22 protein-coding genes and 1 pseudogene are annotated in these 22,321 nt (G+C 64.0%); 16 read left to right on the top strand and 7 right to left on the bottom strand.

Going from position 1 to position 22,321, the window contains the following annotated elements:
- On the bottom strand, positions 1 to 574 hold a 574-nt coding region (locus AB1451_16045; protein MEW6684408.1), incomplete at its 3' end, for a hypothetical protein.
- Positions 571 to 1,380, bottom strand: coding sequence for a response regulator (locus AB1451_16040; protein MEW6684407.1), 810 nt, complete (start codon positions 1,378 to 1,380; stop codon positions 571 to 573). The genes AB1451_16040 and AB1451_16045, both read right to left, overlap by 4 nt.
- A gap of 208 nt (positions 1,381 to 1,588) precedes the next feature.
- Here AB1451_16040 and AB1451_16035 point away from each other — a divergent pair, with 208 nt between their 5' ends.
- The 14 genes from AB1451_16035 to AB1451_15970 all read left to right on the top strand — a co-directional run bounded on the left by AB1451_16035 (position 1,589) and on the right by AB1451_15970 (position 17,207).
- Positions 1,589 to 2,791, top strand: coding sequence for an aspartate aminotransferase family protein (locus AB1451_16035; protein ID MEW6684406.1), 1,203 nt, complete (start codon positions 1,589 to 1,591; stop codon positions 2,789 to 2,791).
- Between the two features lie 33 nt (positions 2,792 to 2,824).
- Positions 2,825 to 3,739 (top strand): ornithine carbamoyltransferase, encoded by a 915-nt coding sequence (argF, locus tag AB1451_16030; protein ID MEW6684405.1) that lies wholly within the window; start codon positions 2,825 to 2,827, stop codon positions 3,737 to 3,739.
- Positions 3,740 to 3,772: 33 nt separating this feature from the next.
- On the top strand, positions 3,773 to 5,017 hold the full coding sequence (locus AB1451_16025; protein MEW6684404.1) for an argininosuccinate synthase: 1,245 nt from the start codon (positions 3,773 to 3,775) through the stop codon (positions 5,015 to 5,017).
- A gap of 48 nt (positions 5,018 to 5,065) precedes the next feature.
- Positions 5,066 to 7,201, top strand: a complete 2,136-nt coding sequence (locus tag AB1451_16020; protein ID MEW6684403.1) for a tetratricopeptide repeat protein — start codon at positions 5,066 to 5,068, stop codon at positions 7,199 to 7,201.
- 74 nt (positions 7,202 to 7,275) lie between these two features.
- Positions 7,276 to 7,536, top strand: coding sequence for a DUF4160 domain-containing protein (locus tag AB1451_16015; protein ID MEW6684402.1), 261 nt, complete (start codon positions 7,276 to 7,278; stop codon positions 7,534 to 7,536).
- Positions 7,537 to 7,546: 10 nt separating this feature from the next.
- Entirely contained in the window at positions 7,547 to 7,807 is a 261-nt protein-coding gene (locus tag AB1451_16010; protein MEW6684401.1) for a DUF2442 domain-containing protein, read from the top strand.
- A 78-nt stretch (positions 7,808 to 7,885) separates the two neighbouring features.
- A complete protein-coding gene (gene argH, locus AB1451_16005; protein MEW6684400.1) occupies positions 7,886 to 9,268 on the top strand; it encodes an argininosuccinate lyase in 1,383 nt (460 codons plus the stop codon).
- Between the two features lie 209 nt (positions 9,269 to 9,477).
- Positions 9,478 to 11,430, top strand: a complete 1,953-nt coding sequence (locus AB1451_16000; protein MEW6684399.1) for a radical SAM protein — start codon at positions 9,478 to 9,480, stop codon at positions 11,428 to 11,430.
- A 155-nt stretch (positions 11,431 to 11,585) separates the two neighbouring features.
- Positions 11,586 to 12,851, top strand: a complete 1,266-nt coding sequence (gene lysA / locus AB1451_15995; protein MEW6684398.1) for a diaminopimelate decarboxylase — start codon at positions 11,586 to 11,588, stop codon at positions 12,849 to 12,851.
- Entirely contained in the window at positions 12,851 to 13,255 is a 405-nt protein-coding gene (locus tag AB1451_15990) for a hypothetical protein (GenBank protein ID MEW6684397.1), read from the top strand. The genes lysA and AB1451_15990 overlap by 1 nt, the downstream gene beginning before the upstream one ends.
- 222 nt (positions 13,256 to 13,477) lie before the next feature.
- Complete coding sequence (gene dapF / locus AB1451_15985; protein MEW6684396.1) at positions 13,478 to 14,311, top strand: diaminopimelate epimerase; 834 nt, start codon at positions 13,478 to 13,480, stop codon at positions 14,309 to 14,311.
- Positions 14,312 to 14,476: 165 nt separating this feature from the next.
- The gene (gene dapA, locus AB1451_15980; GenBank protein MEW6684395.1) at positions 14,477 to 15,349 is read left to right on the top strand and encodes a 4-hydroxy-tetrahydrodipicolinate synthase; all 873 of its coding nucleotides are present in this window, start codon (positions 14,477 to 14,479) and stop codon (positions 15,347 to 15,349) included.
- Positions 15,350 to 15,357: 8 nt separating this feature from the next.
- Positions 15,358 to 16,182 (top strand): 4-hydroxy-tetrahydrodipicolinate reductase, encoded by an 825-nt coding sequence (gene dapB, locus AB1451_15975; protein ID MEW6684394.1) that lies wholly within the window; start codon positions 15,358 to 15,360, stop codon positions 16,180 to 16,182.
- 272 nt (positions 16,183 to 16,454) lie between these two features.
- Positions 16,455 to 17,207: a TerC family protein gene (locus AB1451_15970; GenBank protein ID MEW6684393.1), complete on the top strand. Its 753-nt coding sequence runs from the start codon at positions 16,455 to 16,457 to the stop codon at positions 17,205 to 17,207.
- Between the two features lie 4 nt (positions 17,208 to 17,211).
- Here the strand turns inward: AB1451_15970 and AB1451_15965 are convergent, their stop codons facing one another.
- On the bottom strand, positions 17,212 to 18,282 hold the full coding sequence (locus AB1451_15965) for a PA0069 family radical SAM protein (protein ID MEW6684392.1): 1,071 nt from the start codon (positions 18,280 to 18,282) through the stop codon (positions 17,212 to 17,214).
- A 1-nt stretch (position 18,283) separates the two neighbouring features.
- The gene (locus AB1451_15960; GenBank protein MEW6684391.1) at positions 18,284 to 18,640 is read right to left on the bottom strand and encodes a Spx/MgsR family RNA polymerase-binding regulatory protein; all 357 of its coding nucleotides are present in this window, start codon (positions 18,638 to 18,640) and stop codon (positions 18,284 to 18,286) included.
- A 195-nt stretch (positions 18,641 to 18,835) separates the two neighbouring features.
- Here AB1451_15960 and AB1451_15955 point away from each other — a divergent pair, with 195 nt between their 5' ends.
- Complete coding sequence (locus AB1451_15955) at positions 18,836 to 19,042, top strand: DUF1059 domain-containing protein (GenBank protein MEW6684390.1); 207 nt, start codon at positions 18,836 to 18,838, stop codon at positions 19,040 to 19,042.
- Positions 19,043 to 19,112: 70 nt separating this feature from the next.
- On the opposite strand, the gene AB1451_15950 is transcribed toward AB1451_15955, so the two are convergent.
- From AB1451_15950 to AB1451_15940, 3 genes and pseudogenes are all read right to left on the bottom strand, one after another.
- Positions 19,113 to 20,531 (bottom strand): MFS transporter, encoded by a 1,419-nt coding sequence (locus AB1451_15950; GenBank protein MEW6684389.1) that lies wholly within the window; start codon positions 20,529 to 20,531, stop codon positions 19,113 to 19,115.
- Positions 20,532 to 20,540: 9 nt separating this feature from the next.
- The gene (locus AB1451_15945; protein ID MEW6684388.1) at positions 20,541 to 20,756 is read right to left on the bottom strand and encodes a DUF6064 family protein; all 216 of its coding nucleotides are present in this window, start codon (positions 20,754 to 20,756) and stop codon (positions 20,541 to 20,543) included.
- Between the two features lie 73 nt (positions 20,757 to 20,829).
- A pseudogene (locus AB1451_15940) lies at positions 20,830 to 20,880 on the bottom strand (hypothetical protein).
- Positions 20,881 to 21,237: 357 nt separating this feature from the next.
- Here AB1451_15940 and AB1451_15935 point away from each other — a divergent pair.
- Complete coding sequence (locus tag AB1451_15935) at positions 21,238 to 22,245, top strand: transposase (protein MEW6684387.1); 1,008 nt, start codon at positions 21,238 to 21,240, stop codon at positions 22,243 to 22,245.
- The last annotated feature ends 76 nt before the right edge of the window (positions 22,246 to 22,321 follow it).

Genomic DNA, 22,321 nt, shown 5'->3' with positions numbered 1-22,321 from the left:
GCCGTTCGCGCGCCACGCGGACGGCGAGCGGCGACACGCCGGACGTACCGCCCCACGCGCCGAGCGGCACGAGCTGTTGGCGGGCGTCGTCCCAGCGGTGGACCCGGACCGCATCCGCGTCCGTGACGAGGCGTGCGGTTTCGGCGATCACATAGGCGAGTTCCCCCGGCGTCGAGAGATCCACTTGATCCGCAACGGGTTTGAAACGCTTGAGGCTTTGCTCCCCGCGTTCGTTGGAGGGCAGTTCGGCGAGCGTCCAGAGGTAGCGGGCGGTGGGGGCGCCGATCACATCGACGCCAGGGGCCACGTGCGCCACGGCCCGGCGGATCGACCGCACCGACGTGGCGTCGACCGCGAGGTCAACCGGCATGGCGTCGCGGATGGCGTCGACGGTATGGGCCAGCGGAATTCGCACGCTCTCCCCGAATTCGTACCCGTAGGCGCCGAGTCGGAACACCAGGGCCCCGGGGTCAGGATCAACGATCAGCGCCACCGTGGTTCGCTCCTGCCGGACGGCGTGGGCAAGCGTCTCCAAGCCTTCCTGGCCGCCCCCGATCAGCGCCAGTCGTTTCAAGGCGCGGAAACGGCGGTTCGCCGGATCAAACCGGTTGCGGCGAGGCGCGCAAGGAAGTCTTCGTCTCGTTCCCCTCGCGTCGGCTCTTCAGGTTGCGAACGCTCCGGGTCGCTGAGCGAGCGGGCCCGTCGTACGGCCTCGGCGAGCAGGTCGGGTAGTGGTCGGGTCACGTACTGCTGCGGAGGAACCGCGGGTGGGGGATCCACCGTGGCGCTCAGGTCGCTTGCCGGCATCCCGAACGCGGCGTACACCGCTTCGTCGCCCCGCATCCGGTCGGCCGTGGCGTCCACGAGGGCGCCGCCGGACCACACCAACTCCGCCGACCGCTCGGGGGCAATGAGTCGTAACACACCCGTTACCGAGCGACGGGCCAGCACCTGGCACAGATCGACCAACGAGGCGTCGGTAATCGGCAGCGAACCTCTCAACGCATGCGCCATAAGTCGCTGGCGCGCCACCTGGCGCGCCAGCAGCGAAGCCACCACCGGACCCAGCGCGTCGGCGGAAACGGGTTTTTTGAGGGTTTCAACCAGACCCACCGAGGGGTCGTAAAATTCGAGCGGCAGCGCGTAATGGGAACCCAAGAACAGCACCGGGGTTTCCGCCAGCGACGGAATCTGCACCACCAACCGCTTGACTTCCCAGCCGTTGAGCTCGGGCATCATGACGTCGCACACCAGAAGATCGGGCGGGACGACGATGCCTTTGAGCACTGCGTCGTGTACGCGGGTTGCGGTCGCCACCTCGTAGCCGAGATGACTCAGACGCTCCGACATGGCGGTCAGCAGTCGGACGTTGCTATCCATTATCAGGATTTTTGCGGCCACCGAGCCGCCCTCCGGCAGGCGGGGTCACTGTACAGCGTCGGTCGGGGGATGTCAAGGATTTTCAGGCCTTACAACGGGTATCCCGCGTCGCTTGGGGTATGGCCGGCCGGTTGCGCCGGCGGAACCCGGTATGGTACAACCGCCGCACGGGTACCACGACGCATCCCGGAGACGAGTGACGGGGATCATGGCGACCGACGAGTGGATCGACGAGGCGCAGCGCTACCTCATGCCGACTTACGCCCACGTGCGGTTTCCCGTGGTGCTGGTGAAGGGGCGCGGGACGCGCGTCTATGATCAGAGCGGACGAGAATACCTCGACTTTGGCGCGGGAGTCGCGGTCACGAACCTGGGGCATTGTCACCCCCGCGTGACGGTCGCCCTGCAGAAACAGGCTCAGCGCCTGGTCCACACGTCCAACCTGTACTACCACGAACCGCAGATCCGGTTGGCCAAAGCGCTGGTGACCCACTCGTTCGCCGGGAAAGCGTTTTTCTGCAACAGCGGGGCCGAAGCCAACGAGGCGGCGATCAAGTTGGCGAGAAAGTTCGCGCGGACATCGGGCCACGCCGATCGGTACGAAATTATCACGGCGCTGGGCTCGTTCCACGGGCGGACGATGGCAACGATCAGCGCCTCGGGGCAGCCCAAGCTGCACGCCGGGTTCGAACCGCTGCTTCCGGGCTTTGTCTGGGTGCCGTACGACGATCTGGGTGCGGTGGAGAAGGCGATCACGGAGAAAACCGTCGCGGTCATGGTCGAGCCCGTGCAAGGAGAGGGTGGCGTGCGCGTGCCGCGCCCGACCTACCTGCCGGGCCTCCGAAAGCTGTGCGACGAGCGCGGGCTGCTCCTGATCCTCGACGAAGTCCAAACCGGCTTCGGCCGGACGGGCAAGCTTTTCGCGTACGAACACGCGGGCATCGTGCCGGACGTGATGGCCCTGGCCAAAGGTTTGGCCAACGGGGTGTCCCTCGGCGCGATGCTCGCGACCGACCGGGTGGCGGCCGCGTTCACCCCGGGGTCGCACGGCTCTACACAAGGCGGCAACCCCTTGGCATGCGCCGCCGCGTTGGCGACGTTGGATACGTTATTGGAAGACGGCTATCTGCTGGAGAACGCCCGGCGCATGGGGGAGCGACTCGTCAACGGACTCAAAGCCCTCGCGCCGCGACACTCCTCGATCGTCGAGGTCCGAGGGCTCGGGCTGTTGGTGGGACTCGCGCTCTCGGTCCCCGCGCGTCCGGCCGCCATGGCGTGCCTGGAGCGCGGCCTGCTCGTAATCCCCACCGCAGAGACGGTGATCAGACTGGTGCCGCCGCTGATCGTCACGCAAGAGGATGTGGATCAAGCGGTTGCGATCATCGACGCCGCACTAGGCGCCGGTCCATGAACGGTCATCCGCTCTTGTACGTGTCGAGGGCACATGGCTGAGCGCGACCTACTGGCGCTCCGGAGCCTGGCCCCGCGCGAGATCCGGCGCCTGATCGACCGGGCAAAAACTGGCGTCCCCTCCCGGGCACTGGCGGGAAAAAGCGTGGGGCTATTTTTCGAGAAAGCCTCCACGCGCACGCGCGTGTCGTTCGAGGTCGCGATCGCGCAACTGGGCGGCCATCCCGTGTTCCTGCCGGCTCAGGAGATCCAGCTCGGACGCGGAGAGACGATCGCCGATACCGCCAGAGTCCTGTCGCGCTACCTCGACGCCCTCGTGATCCGCACCTTCGGGCAGGACCGATTGGAGGAGTGGGCGCGCCACGCCACGATTCCCGTGATCAACGGGCTCACGGATGCGCATCATCCCTGCCAAATCCTCGCCGACCTGCTGACGATCGATGAGAAAAAGCAGCGGCTGGCCGGGATCGTGGTGGCCTACGTGGGCGACGGCAACAACGTCGCGCACTCGCTGCTCGAGGGGTGCGCCATCATGGGCATGTCGTGCCGCATTGCGTCGCCGGCCGGGTACCAGCCGGACGGCGAGATCGTCAAATGGGCGGAACTCGAGGCCGAGAAAACGCACGGCGGGGTGTGGGTCGGCGAGGACCCGCGCGAGGCCGCAGCCGGCGCGGACGTGTTGTACACGGACGTCTGGACCAGCATGGGGCAGGAAGCCGAGAGCCGGACGCGCGCCGCTGTTTTTCGTCGCTATCAGATCAACGCCGACCTGTTGCGGCTTGCCAAACCCGACGCGATCGTCATGCACTGCCTGCCCGCGCATCGCGGCGAAGAGATCACCGAAGACGTGATGGAGGGCCCGCGCTCGGTCATCTTTGACCAGGCCGAGAACCGGTTGCACATCCAGAAGGCGATCCTGGAAATGCTTGTTGAGGGGGCGACGGGGTGAGGGGGTGAAGGGGTGAAAAAATATAGAAGAGTCGTGAGGAACGTCAAAAAGAGCGAGAGCGGATCCGTCTCCCCCTCGCCCATCCGGACTTTGGTCCTGGCCTACTCCGGCGGTCTGGACACGTCGGTGGCGATCACGTGGATCAAGGAACGTTATGGCTGCGAGGTCATCGCGTTCTGCGCGGATCTGGGACAAGGCGAAGACCTGCAAGCCGTCAAAGCCAAAGCCCTCGCCACGGGCGCGAAAAAGGCGGTGGTGCGGGATCTCCGAGAGACGTTCGTCGAAGACTTCGTCTTCCCCATGCTGCGCGCGAACGCGGTGTACGAAGGTTCCTACCTGCTCGGCACGTCGATCGCTCGGCCGTTGATCGCGCAGGCCCAGATGGCGGTCGCCGCGCAGGAGCGGGCCGACGCGGTGGGACACGGCGCGACCGGGAAAGGCAACGACCAGGTGCGTTTCGAACTCGCCTATCAGACCATCGACCCCGCGATCCGCATCGTGGCGCCGTGGCGCGAATGGCCGTTCCGTTCGCGCCAGGACCTGATCGACTACGCGGATAAACACGGGATCCCGGTCACCGCCACCAAGGCCAAGCCCTACAGCGTGGACAAAAATCTCTTCCACACCAGCTACGAGGGCGGCATCTTGGAAGATCCGTGGGCCGAACCGCCGGCCGAGATGTTCACGATGACGGTGGACCCGCAGCGCGCCCCGGCCTCGGCCGAATACGTGGAGGTGGACTACCGCGCGGGTGATCCCGTGGCGCTCAATGGCCACAAGCTCTCGCCCGCGAGGCTGCTCGCTTCCCTTAACGAAATCGGCGGCCGTCACGGCATCGGCCGCGTGGACCTGGTCGAGAACCGCTACGTGGGCATGAAGTCGCGCGGAGTCTACGAAACGCCGGGCGGCACGATCCTGCACGCGGCGCACCGGGCGGTCGAGTCGCTGACGCTGGATCGAGAGGTCCTGCACCAGCGCGACGCCCTGATCCCGCGGTACGCCGAGTTGGTCTACTACGGGTACTGGTTCTCCCCCGAGCGCCGGATGCTGCAGGCCGCGATCGACGAGGCGCAGCAAAGCGTAACCGGCACGGCGCGCCTCAAGTTGTACAAGGGATCGATCACCATCGCGGGCCGGAAATCCCCCGCGTCCCTGTACCGTCACGACCTAGCCACGTTCGAGGAAGAGGCGGTGTACGACCAGAAAGACGCCGCGGGATTTATCCGGCTCAATGCGTTGCGGCTGAAAGTCGGCAGCAGGATGCGACGCAAGGTGTAACGTCCAACGAGGGACGTCCCCCTCCCCCTTTTTGCGTCTCTTGACGGTATGACTCCCACCGACCGCGTGTGGCAAAGCCTGGCACTCGGCCTAATCCTCGGGGTCACCGCGCTCACCTATCGTGGCGTCACGCAAAACGGATTTGTGCTCGACGATGCGCACGCGGTGGCAAGTAATCCGTCGATCGCTTCGTTCGCGTCGGCGACTCAGTGGTTCACCTCTCCCTATGCGGCGAGCGCCCTGCGGGAACACTATGGCTGGTACCGCCCGATCCTCCTCGCCAGCTATGCCTTGGACCGAGCACTGTGGGGGAACACGCCATCGGGCTATCACGGGATGAATCTGATGATTCACATGGCCGTGGTTGTCGCGGTGTTCTTCCTGGCTCGCCGTTTGTGGACCATGGTGCTCGCGGCGCTGACGGCAGCGACCCTGGTGGCGCTGCACCCGATCAACGCGGAAGCCGTCAATTACGTTGCGGCGCGGTCGTCGTCGTTGACCACGCTGTTCCTTCTGGCGGCGGTTTGGGCGTATGACGCCGCCGTCTGCAACCGCGTGGGGGGGCGAACGGCCACGACGCGAATGGGCACCGCGCTCTGTGCGGGCTTGCTGGCGCTGGGAACCAAGGAAACAGGGATGGTTTTACCCCTGCTGATCCTAGTGTGGGACCGGGCACGGTTCGGAGGCGAGACGCCGTGGCGTACGAGCGTGATGCGCTCGCTTCCGTTCTGGGCCCTGACCGCTGTTTTTTGGATCGGTCGATCGCTGGTGCTGAGCCAAGTCACACCTCATCCAAGCGACGTATCGGTTCAATCCGGTTTGTTTGCCATTAAGATTGTGTTGAGCTCGTTTGGACACTGGTTCTTCCCGGTCGGTTTAGCAGTCGATCATGGTTGGCAGTGGACAATTGGAACCACCGAGGCGGTGTCCCTGATTGCTGGACTCCTGGGCGTCGCCGGGGCCACGGTGGTTGCGTTGAGAACGCATCGGCGGCTCGGCTGGTGCCTAATTTGGAGTTGGGTCGCATTGCTGCCGCTGATGCCGTTGCCGACCGTCAGCCGTGTCACGCTGTACCAGGATCACCGCGTCTATTTGGCGGGCGTTGGTCTCGCGTGGGCGCTCGGCGGGCTCACCACGAAATTCCTGGCCCGGTCCATCCCCGCGACGCGCGTGGCCGCTGCCGCGATCCCGACGGTCTTGATCGTCGCCATGATCAGAGCGGACGCGGCCCGCAGCGCCGTCTGGGTCGATGAGAGCCGATTGTGGGAGGACGTGCTGGCAAAGTACCCCGACAGCGTGGTGGCGCTCAACGCCCGCGGCTTGCAGGCCCTCAACGCCGGGCGGTTGGACGATGCGGAGCGCGACTTTGAAGCGACCCTGCGACTGGTGCCGAACTCCTCAGAAGCCCACAAGAACTTGGGCCTGGTCTACGCCGAAGCCGGGGACGCGGATCGCGCGCTGCGGGAGCTTCAAACGGCCCTCGCCCTCAGCCCGCGGTCTCCGGGGATTCTCGTGGAACTCGGGTTCGTGTACGAGCGCACCGAGCAATGGGATGCCGCGAGACGTGTCTACGAAGACACGCTGGAAGTCAGTCCGGGGGAGGTCCTCGCGCTCAAAGGCCTGGCAAGAGCCGCGGAGCGGGAACAGCGGTACGACGACGCGATCCGCCGGTACCGCGAGGCGTTGGCGATCGACCCCGGAGATGGCGACGCCTGGATGTTGTTGGGGGCGGTGTTGGTGCGCCTGGAGCGTTGGGTCGAAGCCAGGCAAGCCTACGAAAGCGTGCTCTCGCACCGTCCCGGCGATGCGCAGGCCCGGTTCAACCTCGGCGTGGCGCTGGATGGCCTCGGCGACGCCGCAGCCGCCACACAAGCTTACGCCCAGGCCGCGGCGAGCCTGCCGCGCGACGCTGATCTCGCGTTCCGCATCGGCATGATGCACGCGCGCCACGGTCGCTGGACCGATGCCGCAGTTGCGTACGAACAGGCGCTGCTCCGCGACCCCCGGCATGCGCCAAGTCACCTCAGCCTGGCTCGGGCGGCAGAGCAGCTCGGCGACCAACAGCGTGCCCTGACGCACTATCGTGCGGTGGTGGCGAACACCCAACCAAACGTCGCGGGGTCGCCAGTGCGGGAGCAGGCGTCGGCTGCGATCAAACGACTCGAAAGCGAGAAGAGGCGATAGCCGAAGTCATTTGCACGCGGTATCCCTTAAGGGGTAAGATGTTCAACAAATTCGTAACCCGCTGATCCGGATGTATGCCGGCAATATCGATCTTCTTCGGAATCGTAATTCGCATGTTTTACAAGGACCATGAACCGCTCCATTTTCACGCAGAGTATCAAGGCCAGCGCGGGAAGTTTGATCTGGCTGGTCGGATGGTGGTTGGAAACATTCAGTCAAAGACTGCGCTGCGTCTCATCAAACAGTGGGCGAAGCAGCACGGCCCCGAGATTCGAGCGAACTGGCAGCGGATAAAGGTTGGCAGACCGCTCGAAACGATCGAACCGCTGCGCTGAGGAGCTTATGATGAAGACAATTCCATGCGTGACCAAAGCCCAATATCGGGGCGGCTATCGGATTCAGGTGACCTTTGACGACGGTTCTGAAAAGACCATTGACTTTCAACGATGGCTCAAAGGACCGGTCTTTGAACCACTGAAAGACGTCAAATACTTCCAACGGTTCTTCCTCGACGGCTGGACCATCGCTTGGCCCAATGGGGCGGACATTGCCCCAGAGACCTTGTATGAGTGTCCCGCGAGCAGTAGCCGCGAGGCGGTTGCTTGAGGACGCATAGCGGGCAGCTTGGACAGGGACGAGCGTCCTAGCGCTCATTTTGAGGCCGAGCAGACGGATACCAACAGAATGGAGAAGCCCTGGGGCGGACGGTTTACCGAGCCCACCAAACCCAGTGTAGAAACCTTTACCGCGTCGATTCCCTTTGACTGGCGCTTGTACCGCCACGACATCGCGGGCAGTATTGCGCACTGCAAGGCGTTGGCGGAAGCCAAGTTGATCACGGCCGCGGAACGGGATCAGATGGTCAATGGGCTGAAAGCGATCGAAGCGGATATCACCGCGGGGAAGTTTGCGTTTTCGATCGCGCACGAAGACATCCACATGAACGTGGAACGGGCGCTCACCGAGCGCATCGGGCACGTTGCGGGCAAGCTGCACACGGGGCGCTCGCGCAACGACCAGATTGCGCTGGACATGCGGTTGTACGTGCGTGAGGAGATCGACGGTCTGCTCGATCTGCTGCGGGGCGTGCAAAAGGCGTTGGCCGAGGCCGCGGCGCGGCACATCGACGTGATCCTGCCCGGCTACACCCATTTGCAGCGCGCCCAGCCCGTGCTCCTGGCGCATCACTGGCTCGCTTACCACGAGATGTTCAACCGCGACGTGGAGCGCCTGCGGGATGCGCGTAACCGGGTGAACCGGATGCCGTTGGGCGCGGGCGCGCTGGCCGGGACGAACTACCCGATCAACCGGGAGTTGGTGGCGGAGTACCTGGACTTTCCCATTGTGACCAGGAACAGCCTCGACTCGGTCAGCGACCGCGACTTTGTGATCGAGACCTTGGCCGCGTGCGCGCTCATCATGACGCACCTCTCGCGTCTGGCCGAAGAACTGATCCTGTGGTCGACCAGTGAGTTCGGGTTCATTGAGCTGCCGGACGGGTTTTGCACGGGGAGCAGCATGATGCCCCAGAAAAAGAACCCGGACGTCCCGGAGTTGATCCGGGGGAAAACCGGCCGCGTGTACGGGTCGCTGACCGCGTTGTTGACGACCCTCAAAGCCCTGCCGCTGGCGTACAACAAGGACATGCAGGAGGACAAGGAGCCGCTGTTCGACGCCGTGGATACGGTCAAGGCGTGTCTTGGGATCACGGCGGAGATGATTCCGGGCATCAACGTGAAGCCCGAGGCCATGGCAGCCGCAGCATCCGACACGTTTCTGCTCGCCACCGAGCTGGCTGATGCTCTGGCGCTCAAGGGCTTACCGTTTCGCGAGGCGCACGAGGTCGTCGGTAAGTTGGTCCGCCATTGTGTCGACGCCAAGAAGCCGCTGACCGGATTGTCGATGGACGAATACCGTCGCTTCTCGCCGCTGATCGACGCCGAGGTGTTGGCCCGCCTGACCCCGCAGGCCGCGATTGCACGCAAAGCTCAGATCGGCGGAACGGCCGCCGAGGCCGTGCGACAGCGGCTCAAGGAGCTTGAAAAAGGGGGGCGACGCGGCGCGTGAGAGCCTGGCTTGCATTGTTCCTGGGTCTTTTGCTAGCATCGTCAACGAGTTGCGGGCGGAAGGGCGACCCAGTCGCGCCGGAAGATGTGCGCAAGCCCGCGAAACCATCCTCGCAGCCAGGGCCCACCCCAGGGCCGGATTCGACAAACCGCTAAGTCCCGAGAGGGGCTGCGGGGCGAGCCGTCCACGGACGGACGCAAGGAGGACGTATGACGTCATCAACTCTTGTGGAGGCGGCGGACACGTGCGCCAAGGTGAGCGTAGTCTCGCGCAAACGGCGGTTGCTGCTGATCGAGCCGTATCCTGAAGATAGCCCGTACCGATTTACCGGGGGCGAACGCCGGGCGCTCTGGTTCCCCAAGTTGTCGCTGCCCGTGATTGCGGCCTATACCCCCGACACCTGGGACGTGACCTTTATCGACGAAGCCGTGGATCAAGTCGATTTCTCGATGGACGTCGATCTCGTCGGGGTGTCGGCGCAGATGACCTGCTACGCGCCGCGCGCGTACCAGATCGCCGACCGTTTTCGCGCTCGCGGAGTCAGGACCGTGATCGGCGGCACGCACGTCAGCTACTGTCAGAACGAAGCGCTCCAACACGCGGACACGATCTTGGTGGGCGAATCGGAAACGATCTGGCCGCAGGTGGTCAAAGACTTCGAAGCCGGCCTCATGCAGCGAGTCTACCGGATGGCGGAATTCCCCAATCTGGACGAGTATCGTCACCCACGCGTGGACCTCTTCAGACACGAGGAGTATATGACGACCTCGTGCATCCAGACCACGCGGGGCTGCCACTTCGACTGTGAGTTCTGCAGCGTCTCGCCGTACAACGGCAAGACCTCCCGGAGGCGACCCGTCTCGCACGTAGTGGCCGAGATCCAGCGGATCAAGGACCGCCGCCGCAGCCAGATCGTGGACAAGATGACTTCAGGGCCGTTCGGGCAGCGGTTCGTGGCCTCGGTCAAACTGCTGTCGGGCATCGAGGACGGCACGATCTTCGCCTTCGTCGACGATTTGCACAACTCCAGTCGATCGTATTGTAAGGAACTGTGGACCGCGCTGATTCCGCTCAAGATCAAGTGGGGCGCGCAGTGCACGCTGTTCCTGGGCGACGAGCCCGAGATGGTCAAGCTGGCGGCGGAAAGCGGGTGCGTGTCGATGTTCGTGGGCATGGAATCGATCATCGAGGAGAGCATCGACGAGACCAACAAGCCCTTCAACCGGGTCGCGCAGTACGAGCGGGAGATCAAGTGCTTTCACGACCACGGGATCATGCTCAACCCGGGCATCATCTTCGGTTTCGACAACGACGACGAATCGGTGTTCGAGCGAACCGTGGAGTTCCTGAACCGTAACCGCATGGAGCTGGCGTACTTCAACATCCTCACGCCGTTGCCGGGGACCGCGCTGTTCGATCGCATGAAGGCCGAAGGGCGCATTTTCGACTTCGACTGGTCTCGTTACGACGGCAAACACGTGGTCTTCTGGCCCAAGCGCATGAGCCCGAAAACGCTGCAGGACGGCTTTTTCTGGGCCAACCACGAGTTCTTCTCGTGGCCTTCGATCGCCAGACGGATCCTTCCCACGGCGCAACGCTTGGTGGCCCGCGGCGCGATGAACGTGGCGTTCCGTCATCTGGTCAGGCGCACGGCCCCGAAGGGGGGCTTGTCGCCGCTGTCAAAGGTGATCCAGAGTCTCCAGGTGAAACTGCCGTCGTTGGCGACGGAGAACCTCATCCCGAACGCGCTGAATACGATCAAAGAAAAGGCGGCGGACGCCGCGCAGCAGATCGACCGCTTCCTGCACATCCAGGTCAAAAAAGGCGATATCGCGCGGACGGCCGAGGCGGCCACCGCGCCGTTGCGGTCGGCTCTGCACCTGGACCTTGTCGGCACGCTGGACGAGTTGGGGGCCAAGGAACTGCGCAAGCGGCTATTGGACGCGGTGCGACAGGCCGCCAAGCTGGAAATCGTCGTCAACTTCGAGCACGTACGGCACGCGACGCCCCAAGCGGTGTCGGCATTGCTGGACGGCGAATACCTCAAGGCGTTGAAAGCTCATGCCTCGGTTCGTTTCGTCAATCTCCAGAAGGCGTTCCAAGCCGCGCTGGACCGGATCACGCCGCGTCCGACCACCTGGGGCGACGAAACGATCGCCTGAGCGCCCGTCCATGAGCGGCCATCTGCGGCGTTGTCGCTTCGGAATTCCTCCTCACGTACGACCCAGTACGCTCCGGGGGAATTCCTCGCTCCTCCTTGCATCTGGCGCGCTCCTGAACGGGCGCTGGTGTTCGCGTACCAGAGTGGGCTGCTAACGTGCACGATTTCATCGACGTCAACGGCGAGCTACACTGCGAGCAGGTGCCGGTGGCGAAAATCGCCAAGGCGGTGGGCACGCCGTTCTACCTCTATAGCCACCGAACGCTCACCAAACACTTCGAGGCCGTGGACGGCGCGTTCGCGTCGATCCCGCACGTGACCGCGTTTGCCATGAAAGCCAACTCCAACCTGGCGATTCTTCGTCTCTTCGCGTCCCTCGGGGGCGGAGCGGACATCGTGTCGGGGGGCGAGTTGTACCGCGCGCTCAAGGCGGGCGTGCCGCGGAACAAGATCGTGTTTGCCGGAGTGGGGAAGAGCCGGGAAGAGATCGCCGAAGCGCTCAAGGCCAAGATCCTGCTCTTCAACGTGGAGTCGGCCCAGGAACTCGCCGCGATCGACGAGGTCGCGCGAAAGCTCAAGACGCGGGCGCGGATCTCGTTGCGGGTAAACCCGCACATCGACCCTAAGACGCACCCGTACATCTCGACGGGGCTCAAAAAGTCCAAGTTCGGCATTGCGATCGACCAGGCGTTGGATCACTACAAGCAGGCGATGACCCTCAAGGGCGTGGAGATCGTCGGGGTGCACCACCACATCGGCTCGCAGCTCACGCAGGTCCAGCCGTTTGTTGAGGCGCTCGCCCGGGTGCTGGAACTGGTCGATGTGCTCAAGGGCCACGGCGTGACAATCCGCTATCTGGACATGGGTGGAGGCCTGGGCATCCCGTACAAAGATGAGCTGCCGCCGTCCCCCCGACAGCTCGCCGATGCGGTGTTGCCGTTATTGCAGGGACGCGATCTCACGCTGATCCTGGAACCGGGACGCGTGTTGGTGGGCAACGCGGGCATTCTGGTGACCAAAGTGCTCTACACGAAGGAAGGCGCCGAGAAGAGCTTCGTCGTCACCGACGCGGGCATGAGCGATCTCATCCGCCCCAGTCTCTACGAGGCCTACCACGAGATCCGTCCCGTGAAACGGACGGCGCGAACCCCTCGGGTGGTGGACGTGGTCGGACCGATCTGCGAATCCGGTGACTTTCTGGCGCAGGACCGCGAGCTGCCGTCGGTCGAGCCGGGCGAGTTGCTGGCGGTGATGAGCGCGGGCGCGTACGGATTCGCCATGGCCTCGCGCTACAACTCTCGACCGATGATCCCCGAGGTTATGGTTAAAGGCAGCCGGTTCGTCGTGGTCCGTGAGCGCGAAACGTATCGCGATCTGGTCCGCGGCGAACGCATCCCGGTATTTCTGAAGGGGCGGGCCTGATGGCGATCGCGGCGGACACCACGGCATCGCCCAAAGCCGGGGAGCGCAAGGGCAAGGGATTTTTCCTCACGCTGATCATCGTGTCGGGGATCGTGATCCTCGCTCTGGCGTTTCTGTTCTTCAAGGGCAAGGACTTTTTCATCTTCACCTGGCAGAAGTTCGTGATCGAGAAGGCGCTGGTGCGGGCGTTGCCGCCCGAGTACACGGTCGAAGAGGTCGAGCACATCCGGCGCTCGCTCATCGAGTTCTACAACGCGGGCCGGCGCCATGAGATCTCCGACGAGGCGCTCTACGGGCTCAGCCAGGGGATCCAGAATATCCTGGCCGACCAGGTCGTGACCAAACCAGAGGCCGAGGCGTTGATGGCGTTTGTCCAAGAGCACGGCCCCAAACCAATGCCATGAGAGCCTGTCCATGAGTGGCCATCTGCGGCGTTGGCACTGCGCTTGCTTCGCCAAGCGAGAGGAAATGACCTTTGTCAGCGCCACAAGACGGCGCGAAGCGCTTTCCGCTCCGGAACGGAGCCAGCGTGTCGCGGAGAGCTCGACTGCGTTCTCGCGCCGCCTTGCATCTGGCGCACTCCTGAACAGGCTGAAGTCGCCGAATACACCGAAGGATTGCTAGTCATGGCGCGCAGCAGGCTTATTCCGTTCGCCAAGATGTCCGGCAGCGGGAACGACTTCGTCATCATCGACAACCGGCGAGAGCTCGTGCCGCGCCGCAAGATGCCGGCGTTCGTCAAAGCCGTGTGTCGACGCGGGTTGTCGGTCGGAGCCGATGGGGTCATCTTCATCCAGAAGTCCCGAACTACGGATTTCCGCTGGCATTACTACAACGCGGACGGCGGCGAGGCCGAGATGTGCGGGAACGGCAGCCGGTGCGCCGCGCGTTTTGCGGTCATGCACAAGATCGCTTCCAGGCGCATGGCGTTCGAGACGCTGGCAGGCGTGATCCACGCCGACGTGGGGGCCAAGGGCGTGACGGTTGAGTTGCCGGTGCCCACCGACCTGCGGCTGAACTTCACGGTTGACCTGGGCGTCAAATCGTATGAGGCGCACTTCGTGAATACGGGGGTACCGCATACGGTGGTGTTCGTGGACGACGTCGAATCGGTCGACGTACATCACACGGGGCAGGCGATCCGTTATCACCGGATGTTCGCGCCCGCGGGCACGAACGCGAATTTCGTCGCGGTTGACGGCCCGCACCGGCTCACCATTCGGACGTACGAGCGCGGCGTGGAAGGCGAGACGTTGGCCTGCGGCACCGGCGCAGTGGCGGCGGCCGTGCTCGCGGGGCTGCTCGGCAAGGTCAGATCCCCGGTGACGCTCAAGACGCGCGGCGGTCCGCCGTTGGGCGTGAGCTTCACGCTTGATGGCCGGCGTGTGACATCGGTGACGTTGACGGGCGAGGCCCGGTTGGTGTACGAAGGTTCGTTGACGCAGGAGGCGCTGCTGTGAGCCTGTCCATGAACGGTCATCTGCTGCGTTGCCGCTGCGCATCCGCTCCTCACGTACGCACACAGTACGCTCCGGTGCGGTGCTCGCGGCGCCTTGCATCTGACGCGTTCCTGAACAGGCTCCTCCGCTAGACACGCGGAGTAACCCCGGCACAAAGGATCGGCCATGTTTAGTGGTTCGTATGTCGCCATCGTGACGCCGTTCAGAAACGGCAAAGTCGATGAAAAAGCGCTTGGTGACCTCATCGAGTGGCAGATCGAGCGCGGTACCAACGGCATTGTGCCGTGCGGGAGTACGGGGGAGTCCGCCACGCTCACACACGAGGAGCACGATCGAGTGATCGCGCTCACCGTGGAGGTCGCGCGCCGGCGGGTTCCGGTCATCGCCGGAACGGGTTCCAACGCCACGCACGAGGCCATCCGGCTGACCCAACACGCCAAGGCCGTCGGCGCGGACGCGGCGTTGCTGGTCACGCCGTATTACAACAAGCCCACGCAGGAGGGCCTGTTTCAACACTATGAGGCGATCGCGCGCGCGGTGGATCTCCCGCTCGTGCTCTACAACATTCCCGGCCGCTCCGTCGTCAACATGACGCCGCAGACCGTGGCGCGCCTGAGCACAATCACGAACATCGTCGGGATCAAGGAAGCCTCGGGCAATCTGTCGCAGATGAGCGACATCGTGGCTGCGTGCGGCGACCGGTTCGTGGTCCTCTCCGGCGACGACGCGCTCACCTTGCCGTTGATGGCGGTCGGCGGAAAAGGGGTGATCTCGGTGACCGCCAACGTGGCGCCGGCCGAGACCGCGGAAATGGTCAATGCCGCGCTCAAGGGCGATTGGGATCGCGCGCGGCGGGCTCACTATCGGCTGCTGCCCCTCTCCAACGCGATGTTTCTCGAAACCAACCCCATTCCGGTCAAAGCCGCCCTGGCGATGATGGGCCGCTGCACCGACGAGATGCGCCTGCCTCTCACCACCATGTCAGACGGTCCCAGGGCGCAATTGCGCCGGGTCATGACCCAGTTCGGCCTGATCTAACCCCACCCGTGTCCAAGTCGGCTGCAAAGCCGGTCCGCCTCGTGATCATGGGTGCCGGCGGCAAGATGGGCCTTCGCCTGATCGCGCTCGCTACGGAAACACCCGGGCTCGAAGTCGCCGCAGCGGTGGAGCGTGCCGGAAACGCGAGTTTGGGCAAAGACGCGGGCGAGGCGGCCGGCGTCGGAGCGCTCGGCGTCGCGATCCGAGACAATCCTGATGAGGCGCTGTCGGCCGGAGACGTGGTGATCGATTTCTCCGCGCCGGGATCCACGCTGGCGCTCATCCCGCGAGCCGTAGACCGTCAGCGCCCGCTCGTCATCGGCACCACCGGTTTGCCCCCCGAAACCGTGGGGACGATTCGAGAGGCGGCGGGCAAGATTCCGATCGTGTTCGCGCCGAACATGAGCCTTGGCATGAACGTCATGTTCAAGATCGTGGCGGACGTGGCGCTCGCGCTGGGCGGGGGCTACGATCTGGAGATCATCGAAGCCCACCACCGTTTGAAGAAAGACGCGCCGAGCGGCACCGCGCTGCGATTGGGCCAGATCCTGGCCGACGTCACCAAGCGGCGCCTCGAAGAGGTGGGCGTTTACGCGCGCCAAGGCGAGATCGGTCCGCGTACGCCCACTGAGATCGGCATCCAAACCATCCGCGCGGGCGATATCGTCGGTGACCACACCGTGCTGTTCGGCGGGCTCGGCGAGCGTTTGGAGATCACGCACCGCGCGTCCAGCCGCGACACGTTCGCACGCGGCGCCCTGCGCGCCGCGCAGTGGCTCGCGGGCAAGCCGCCCGGACTCTACGACATGCAGGACGTGCTCGGCCTCCGCTGATGGAGCCTGCTCAGGAGGGGCCGTCTGCGGCGTTGCCGCTGCGCTTCCGGTCCTCACGGGTTGGTAGGGGCGTATCGCAATACGCCCCTACAGGTCCGGGTCTCGCGGCGCCTTGCGACCCACCTTCAAGAAGGGAGATGCCGGAAGTCCCCGAAGGGGGCATCCGGCCCGCTGCTGAGCAGGCTGACGGCGTGCGGAATCTCCACTCCGGAACCACCAATCCCGCGTGGACGTGGATCGAGATTGATTCGTCAGATGTTGACTGAACATTGATGGACTTGATCGCCGACCCCAACGCCTGGCTGGCGCTGATCACGCTCACCGCGCTCGAGATCGTCCTGGGGATCGACAACATCATCTTCATCTCGATCCTGGCGGGCAAGCTGCCGGAGGCCCAACGGGCGCGGGCGCGCACCATCGGCCTCGCCATGGCGATGGGCACGCGGCTGGCGTTGCTGGCGTCGCTCGTCTGGATGATGCGGCTGACCGCCCCTCTGTTCACGATCGCGGTGTTCAACCAGGACATCTCGGGACGAGATTTGATCCTGATTCTCGGCGGGTTGTTCCTCTTAGCGAAGAGTACCATGGAGATCCACGACAAACTCGAAGGGGAAGAGGAGTCACCCGTCGGCCGCACGGCCACCACGTTCGCGAGCGTGATCATCCAGATCGCTCTGCTGGACATCGTGTTTTCTTTGGATTCCATCATTACCGCGATCGGCATGGCCAATCAGTTGGCGATCATGGTCGCCGCCGTGATCATCGCCGTGATCTTCATGATGGTATTCGCCGGCGCCGTCAGTGCGTTTATCGACCGACACCCGACGATCAAGATGCTGGCGCTGAGTTTTCTGCTCCTGATCGGCGTGGCGCTGATCGGCGACGGGCTGGACATGCACATCCCCAAGGGCTACATCTACTTCGCGATGGCGTTTTCGGTTTTGGTTGAAATGCTGAACATTCGGGTCCGGCGGCGGGTGGAGCCGGTACACCTCAGAGGGCCTCACGCGCCGCCTGAGGGTTAGGCGCTTAGGACTCGAACAACGACGGCTGAGCGGTTGGCCGTCTGAAGGCGGCGGTGGACAATTCGGGCCATCCGCTGAGTCCCGCGCGTTTGCAGGACATGGCGAACAGGGCGTGGATCTGGTCCGCGTACGGGCCTTGGCCGTCCATGCGCGAACCGAAGTTCGGGTCGTTGAGTTTCCCGCCGCGTAGCTCGCGGATGCGGTGTAAGACCTTCACCTTCATCCCGGGCCGGTGCTGTTCCAGCCACGCTTCGAACAATGGCGCCACGGCGTAGGGCAGGCGCAAAGGCACGAGGCCCGCAAAGGTTGCGCCCGCGTCAGCCGCGGCTTGCACGATGCGGGGGATCTCCGAGTCGTTCAGGCCCGGAATCACCGGCGCTACGTTGACGCCGACCGGAACACTCGCCTTGGCCAGCGCGGTGACCGCGGCCAGCCGCTTGGCAGGGCGCGACGTGCGGGGTTCCAGGTCGCCGCAGAGATCAGGGTCCAGCGTCGTCATCGACACCACGACTGCGGCGGCCCGATGGCGCGCCAGCTCGCCCAGCAGATCCGAATCGCGCGTGACCAGAGCGTTCTTGGTCACGATCGCAACCGGATTGCGGAAGTCGGCGAGGACCTCCAGGCAGCGCCGCGTGAGCCGCAGCTTGCGTTCGATCGGCTGGTAGCAGTCTGTCACCCCGCTTATCGCGATCAGCCGGGGCGACCAGCTTCGTTTAGACAACTCGCGTCGCAGCAAGTCTGGCGCGTCGTGTTTGACCATGATCTTGGTTTCGAAGTCCAAGCCCGCTGAAAAGCCCAGGTATTCGTGCGTGGGCCGCGCGTAGCAGTACGCGCAGCCGTGTTCGCATCCCCGGTAGGGATTGATGCTGGCATCGAACCCCACGTCGGGACTGGCGTTGGTGGAAATGATGGACTTGGACGCGTCGGGGAGGAACTGCGTGAGAGGCAGCGGCTGCTCGGCGTTGTCCGCGTCGATCGGCTCGGGCACGCGCTCGACGGTTTCGAACCGGTTCTTGGGATTTTCTGCCGCACCGCGTCCGCGGATTCCTCCCGGCGCAACGTCCTGCGGGTTCATCTCACCGTCCCCAGGTCTTCTTGAAGTCTTCCGGCGAAAATCCCACCGTCGCTCGTGTCCAATCCGTCACGATCGGCCGTTTGATCAACCGGCCCTCGGAAGCCAACAATTTGACGATTGCGTCTTCTGACAGTGTCTTGACCTTTTCTTTCATGTTGAGCGCGCGATACTGCAGACCGCTGCGGTTCAAAAAGTCGGTATACGGCCGGCCGCTCTGCTTGATCAGAAAGCGCAGTTCAGCCAGCGACGGCGGCGCGGTCGTGATGTCGACTTCTTTGATACTCCGACCGAGCTCGGTGAGGAACTTCTTGGCGTTTACACACGTGCTGCACTTGGCGTATCCGTAAAACGTCAGCATGGAAGACTCCGGAGAACGCAGGGGATGCTACCAGGATCATCGTAAGCCGTGCAACGCGCGATCGCTGCCCGTGCTCTGGCGCGGCCGGAGACGCCAAGGCTCTTCCGTTCGACGAAACGCTTGGCGTAGAATGGGTCGCAGGTCGCAAAACAAGGGGCCCTATCCATTGATCTTCTTCACGGAAGGAGGAACGGTATGGCAACCAAAGAGTACAAGAAACTCGGATGCCTGGATCTGAATCCAGCCGGAGGGTGCGCGTTTGAGGTGCGCGCCGAGACAGCCGATGAAGTGATGCGCTTAACCGGCGAGCACGCCAAGACCATGCACCAGATGACGTCCATGCCGCCGGAGATGGCGTCGAAGGCCAAGTCCGCCATCAAGAGCGTCAGCGTGACGGTATAAGCCTAGCCGCGAGCAGAAGGCGCCCCGGCTGATCGCCGGGCGCCTTCTGCATTTCACGGTTTCTTCCTTCCTATCGACCGACCCGCTCTTCGGTTTCAGCCAGTATGCGTTTTGGTCCTGCGAGTTCGGCTCCCGCCGTAGGTGAAAGTCTCAGGAAGTAGATCACGGACGTGATGGAAACCACGCCGACCACGAAGAAGGCGAGCCGAAAGTCCTGGACGAGCAGCACCGGTCCCGCGCGAAGCGTTTGAGCGCCCTGGAGCGCGTACGCGCCGACCATCACGCCCAAGCTCATCGACAATTGCTGCCCCACGCTCATGAGGCTCGTGGCCTGACTCATGTCGCGCGGGGACACGTCCGCGAAGCTGATCGCATTCAGACTCGTGAACTGCAGCGAGCGCAGGCAGCCTCCGACCAGCAGCACCGTGAGGATGACCGCGTGCGGGGTCGCGATGGTGAACAAGCCGCACGCCGCGAGCATCACCGACGCCGCGATCGCGTTGACGGTCATGACGGTGCGAAAGCCCCAGCGGCCCAGGATCGCGGTCGTCAGCGTCTTCATGAACAAAGCGCCCACGGCCGCGGCGAACGTCAGCAGACCTGATTGCAGGGGAGTCAGGCCGAAGGCGATTTGCAGCATCATGGGCAGCAGAAACGGCACTGCGCCCTGCCCGGATCGAAATAGCGCGCCGCCGATGACGCCGGCGCGAAACGTGGAGAGGCGGAACAGGCGCAAGTCGAGCAGCGGATGTTCGGTCCGACCAGCGTGCCAGCCGTACGCGGCCAATGCAACCATGCCGACTGCAACGCAGACCGCCGAAGCGCGGGCAGAGAGCATGTGCTCCCAGAGGGTCGCGAGTCCGAGCATGGCCGCGGAGAGGCCGATGCCCGACAGGATGAACCCGATGCCATCGAACCGAGGCTGATCGCGCTCGCGAAAATTCGGGATGAACCGCAACGCGAGCCACATGCCAAGCACGCAGATCGGGATATTGATCAGGAAGATCCAACGCCAGTGGAAATACGTGGTGATGAATCCGCCGATGGGCGGTCCGATCACCGGCCCGACCAGCGCGGGCATGGCCAGATAGTTCAGCGCCGGGACGAGTTCGCTCTTGGGAATCGAACGCATCAGCACCAACCGACCCACCGGCACCATCATCGCCCCGCCGATGCCCTGCAGAAACCGCGACGCCACAAACGCCTCGAGCGAACTGCTGACGGCACACGCAATCGAGCCCATCATGAACACCCCAACTGCCGAAGCGAACGTCGTCTGTGCGCCGACGCGGTCGGCCACCCACCCGCTGATGGGGATGAACACCGCCAGACCGAGCAGATACGACGTCAGCGCCAGCTTGAGCGCGATGGGATCGACCTGTAGATCGCCCGCGATCGCGGGCAAGGCGGTCGAGATGACCGTGCTGTCCATGTTCTCGATGAACAGGCCGCACGCGACGATCAGCGGGATCTTGAGAGAAGTGCGCATGGGACAGGATCAGGAACGTGATTCGCGAAGCAACGGAGGACCAGGCGGATGCGAGAAGAGCGCCGCGGAGAGCCCGATCACACCCGCGATGATCAATGCCAGATCCTCGAACACGCCGAGCCAGAACGCGGCCAGCGACCCGACCGCCGCCCACAGCACGGGCACGACGAAGACGATCCGAGGAACGGGCGGTTCGGCAAACAGCAGGAGCCCGATCGTAAAGATCGTGGTGGGACCACGGTAGGCCGAACGTCGGCGCAGTCGGGTAACGATGGCCCAGAGCGTATCCGATGGCCGGATAGATCGTGAGGGCGAAGGCGATGAGGCTCCGACCCAGCACGCCGCGAATCCCCCGGGTCGCGCGGAAACGCAGCCGATCTCTGACGACGCCGAGCCATACAGAGACCGCACTCCCGACGCCGCGTTCAGAAGAAGCTGGACCGGCCAGACGCTTTCATTGTACTGACGAAAGGCGTCGAAGAACTCATTGGTAGTGAACGGCAAACCCATCGACCGGTCGTTGGAGTGGAAGCATCCGGAATGCGGGTCACGTGTAAAACAATGCTCGTGCGAAGTCAATTGCAATACCCCGCCCTTAGGCGCCAAAAAACCGGCAAAAAATCGGGGTCAGACTTAACTGGCAAAAAATCGGGCAAAAAATCGGGGTCAGACTTAACTTGATTGACTTTGTCGGGTGCCCCTTGCTATGGTGCGCGGCACGATGGCTCGCAAACCTCGCATTGAGTATCCCGGTGCGCTGTACCACGTCATCGCGCGCGGCAACCAGCGGCGCGAGGTGTTTCACGACGACATGGATCGGCTGCGCTATCTCGCCAAACTGCGGGCCTACAAACAACGCTACGGCTTCCGGGTGTATGCGTACGTCCTGATGACCAACCACGTGCACCTGTTGCTCGAGCCGCAGCACATTGCGCTGTCGAAGATCATGCAGGGGTTGCATCAGAGTTACACCCAAGGCTATAACCGGCGCTATGGCGCGGTGGGGCATGTGTTTCAGGGACGCTATCAGGCGATCCTCTGCGACCGGGACGCGTATCTACTTGCGCTGGTCCGGTACATTCATCTCAACCCCGTGCGTGCCAGGCTCGTCACGGATCCTGCGGACTATCCGTGGAGCGGGCATCGAGCATATCTAGACTCGGCGGGCGCCGGATTCGTGGACACGGACCCGGTGTTGGGCATGTTGGGCGACCGGCGATCGCTGGCTCGGCAGCGGTACCAGGCTTTTGTGGCCGAGGATCTGAACACCGGAAGTCGGCCGGAGTACTACCGGGTGCGCGACCAGCGACTCTTGGGGGACGACCAGTTTGTCGAGCAGGTGCAACGCACCACGGCGGAGGAGCAGCGCCCGCGGGGCAAGGCCCCATCGTTGGCGGCGCTGCTCAGTTCGGTGGTGCGGGCCACGGGGGTTGCGCGCGAGCGCATTACGGGACCGGATCGGCGAGGAGACGCGGCCCGGGCCCGGCGGCTATTGGTGCAGGCGGGCGCTCTCTGCGCGGTGCCGGGTCGCGACCTGGCCCGGTTGTCTAGGGCGGGACCCCGCCCTGATCTCGCGCCTGGCGCGGATGAGTGCGGCCGAGCGATCCGCAGTGGCGCGGGTGGTGGCGGGAAAGTCAACAAGTCAAGTCTGACCCCAATGGGGCCTGCGCCAGCATCGGCCCCGCCTGCTGTTTGTCGTTCGTCGCCTGGGTGACGTCGGCGGCCACGATGACCTGCGCCGTGGCGTCCACGACCGCTTGGCAGTTATAGCCCTGCACGAAACTCGTCTT

The organism is Nitrospirota bacterium (assembly GCA_040757335.1).
Taxonomy (GTDB): Bacteria; Nitrospirota; Nitrospiria; order 2-01-FULL-66-17; family 2-01-FULL-66-17; genus JBFLXB01.
The sequence above is the reverse complement of the archived record's forward strand: the minus strand, read 5'-3'. Positions and strand labels throughout refer to the sequence as shown.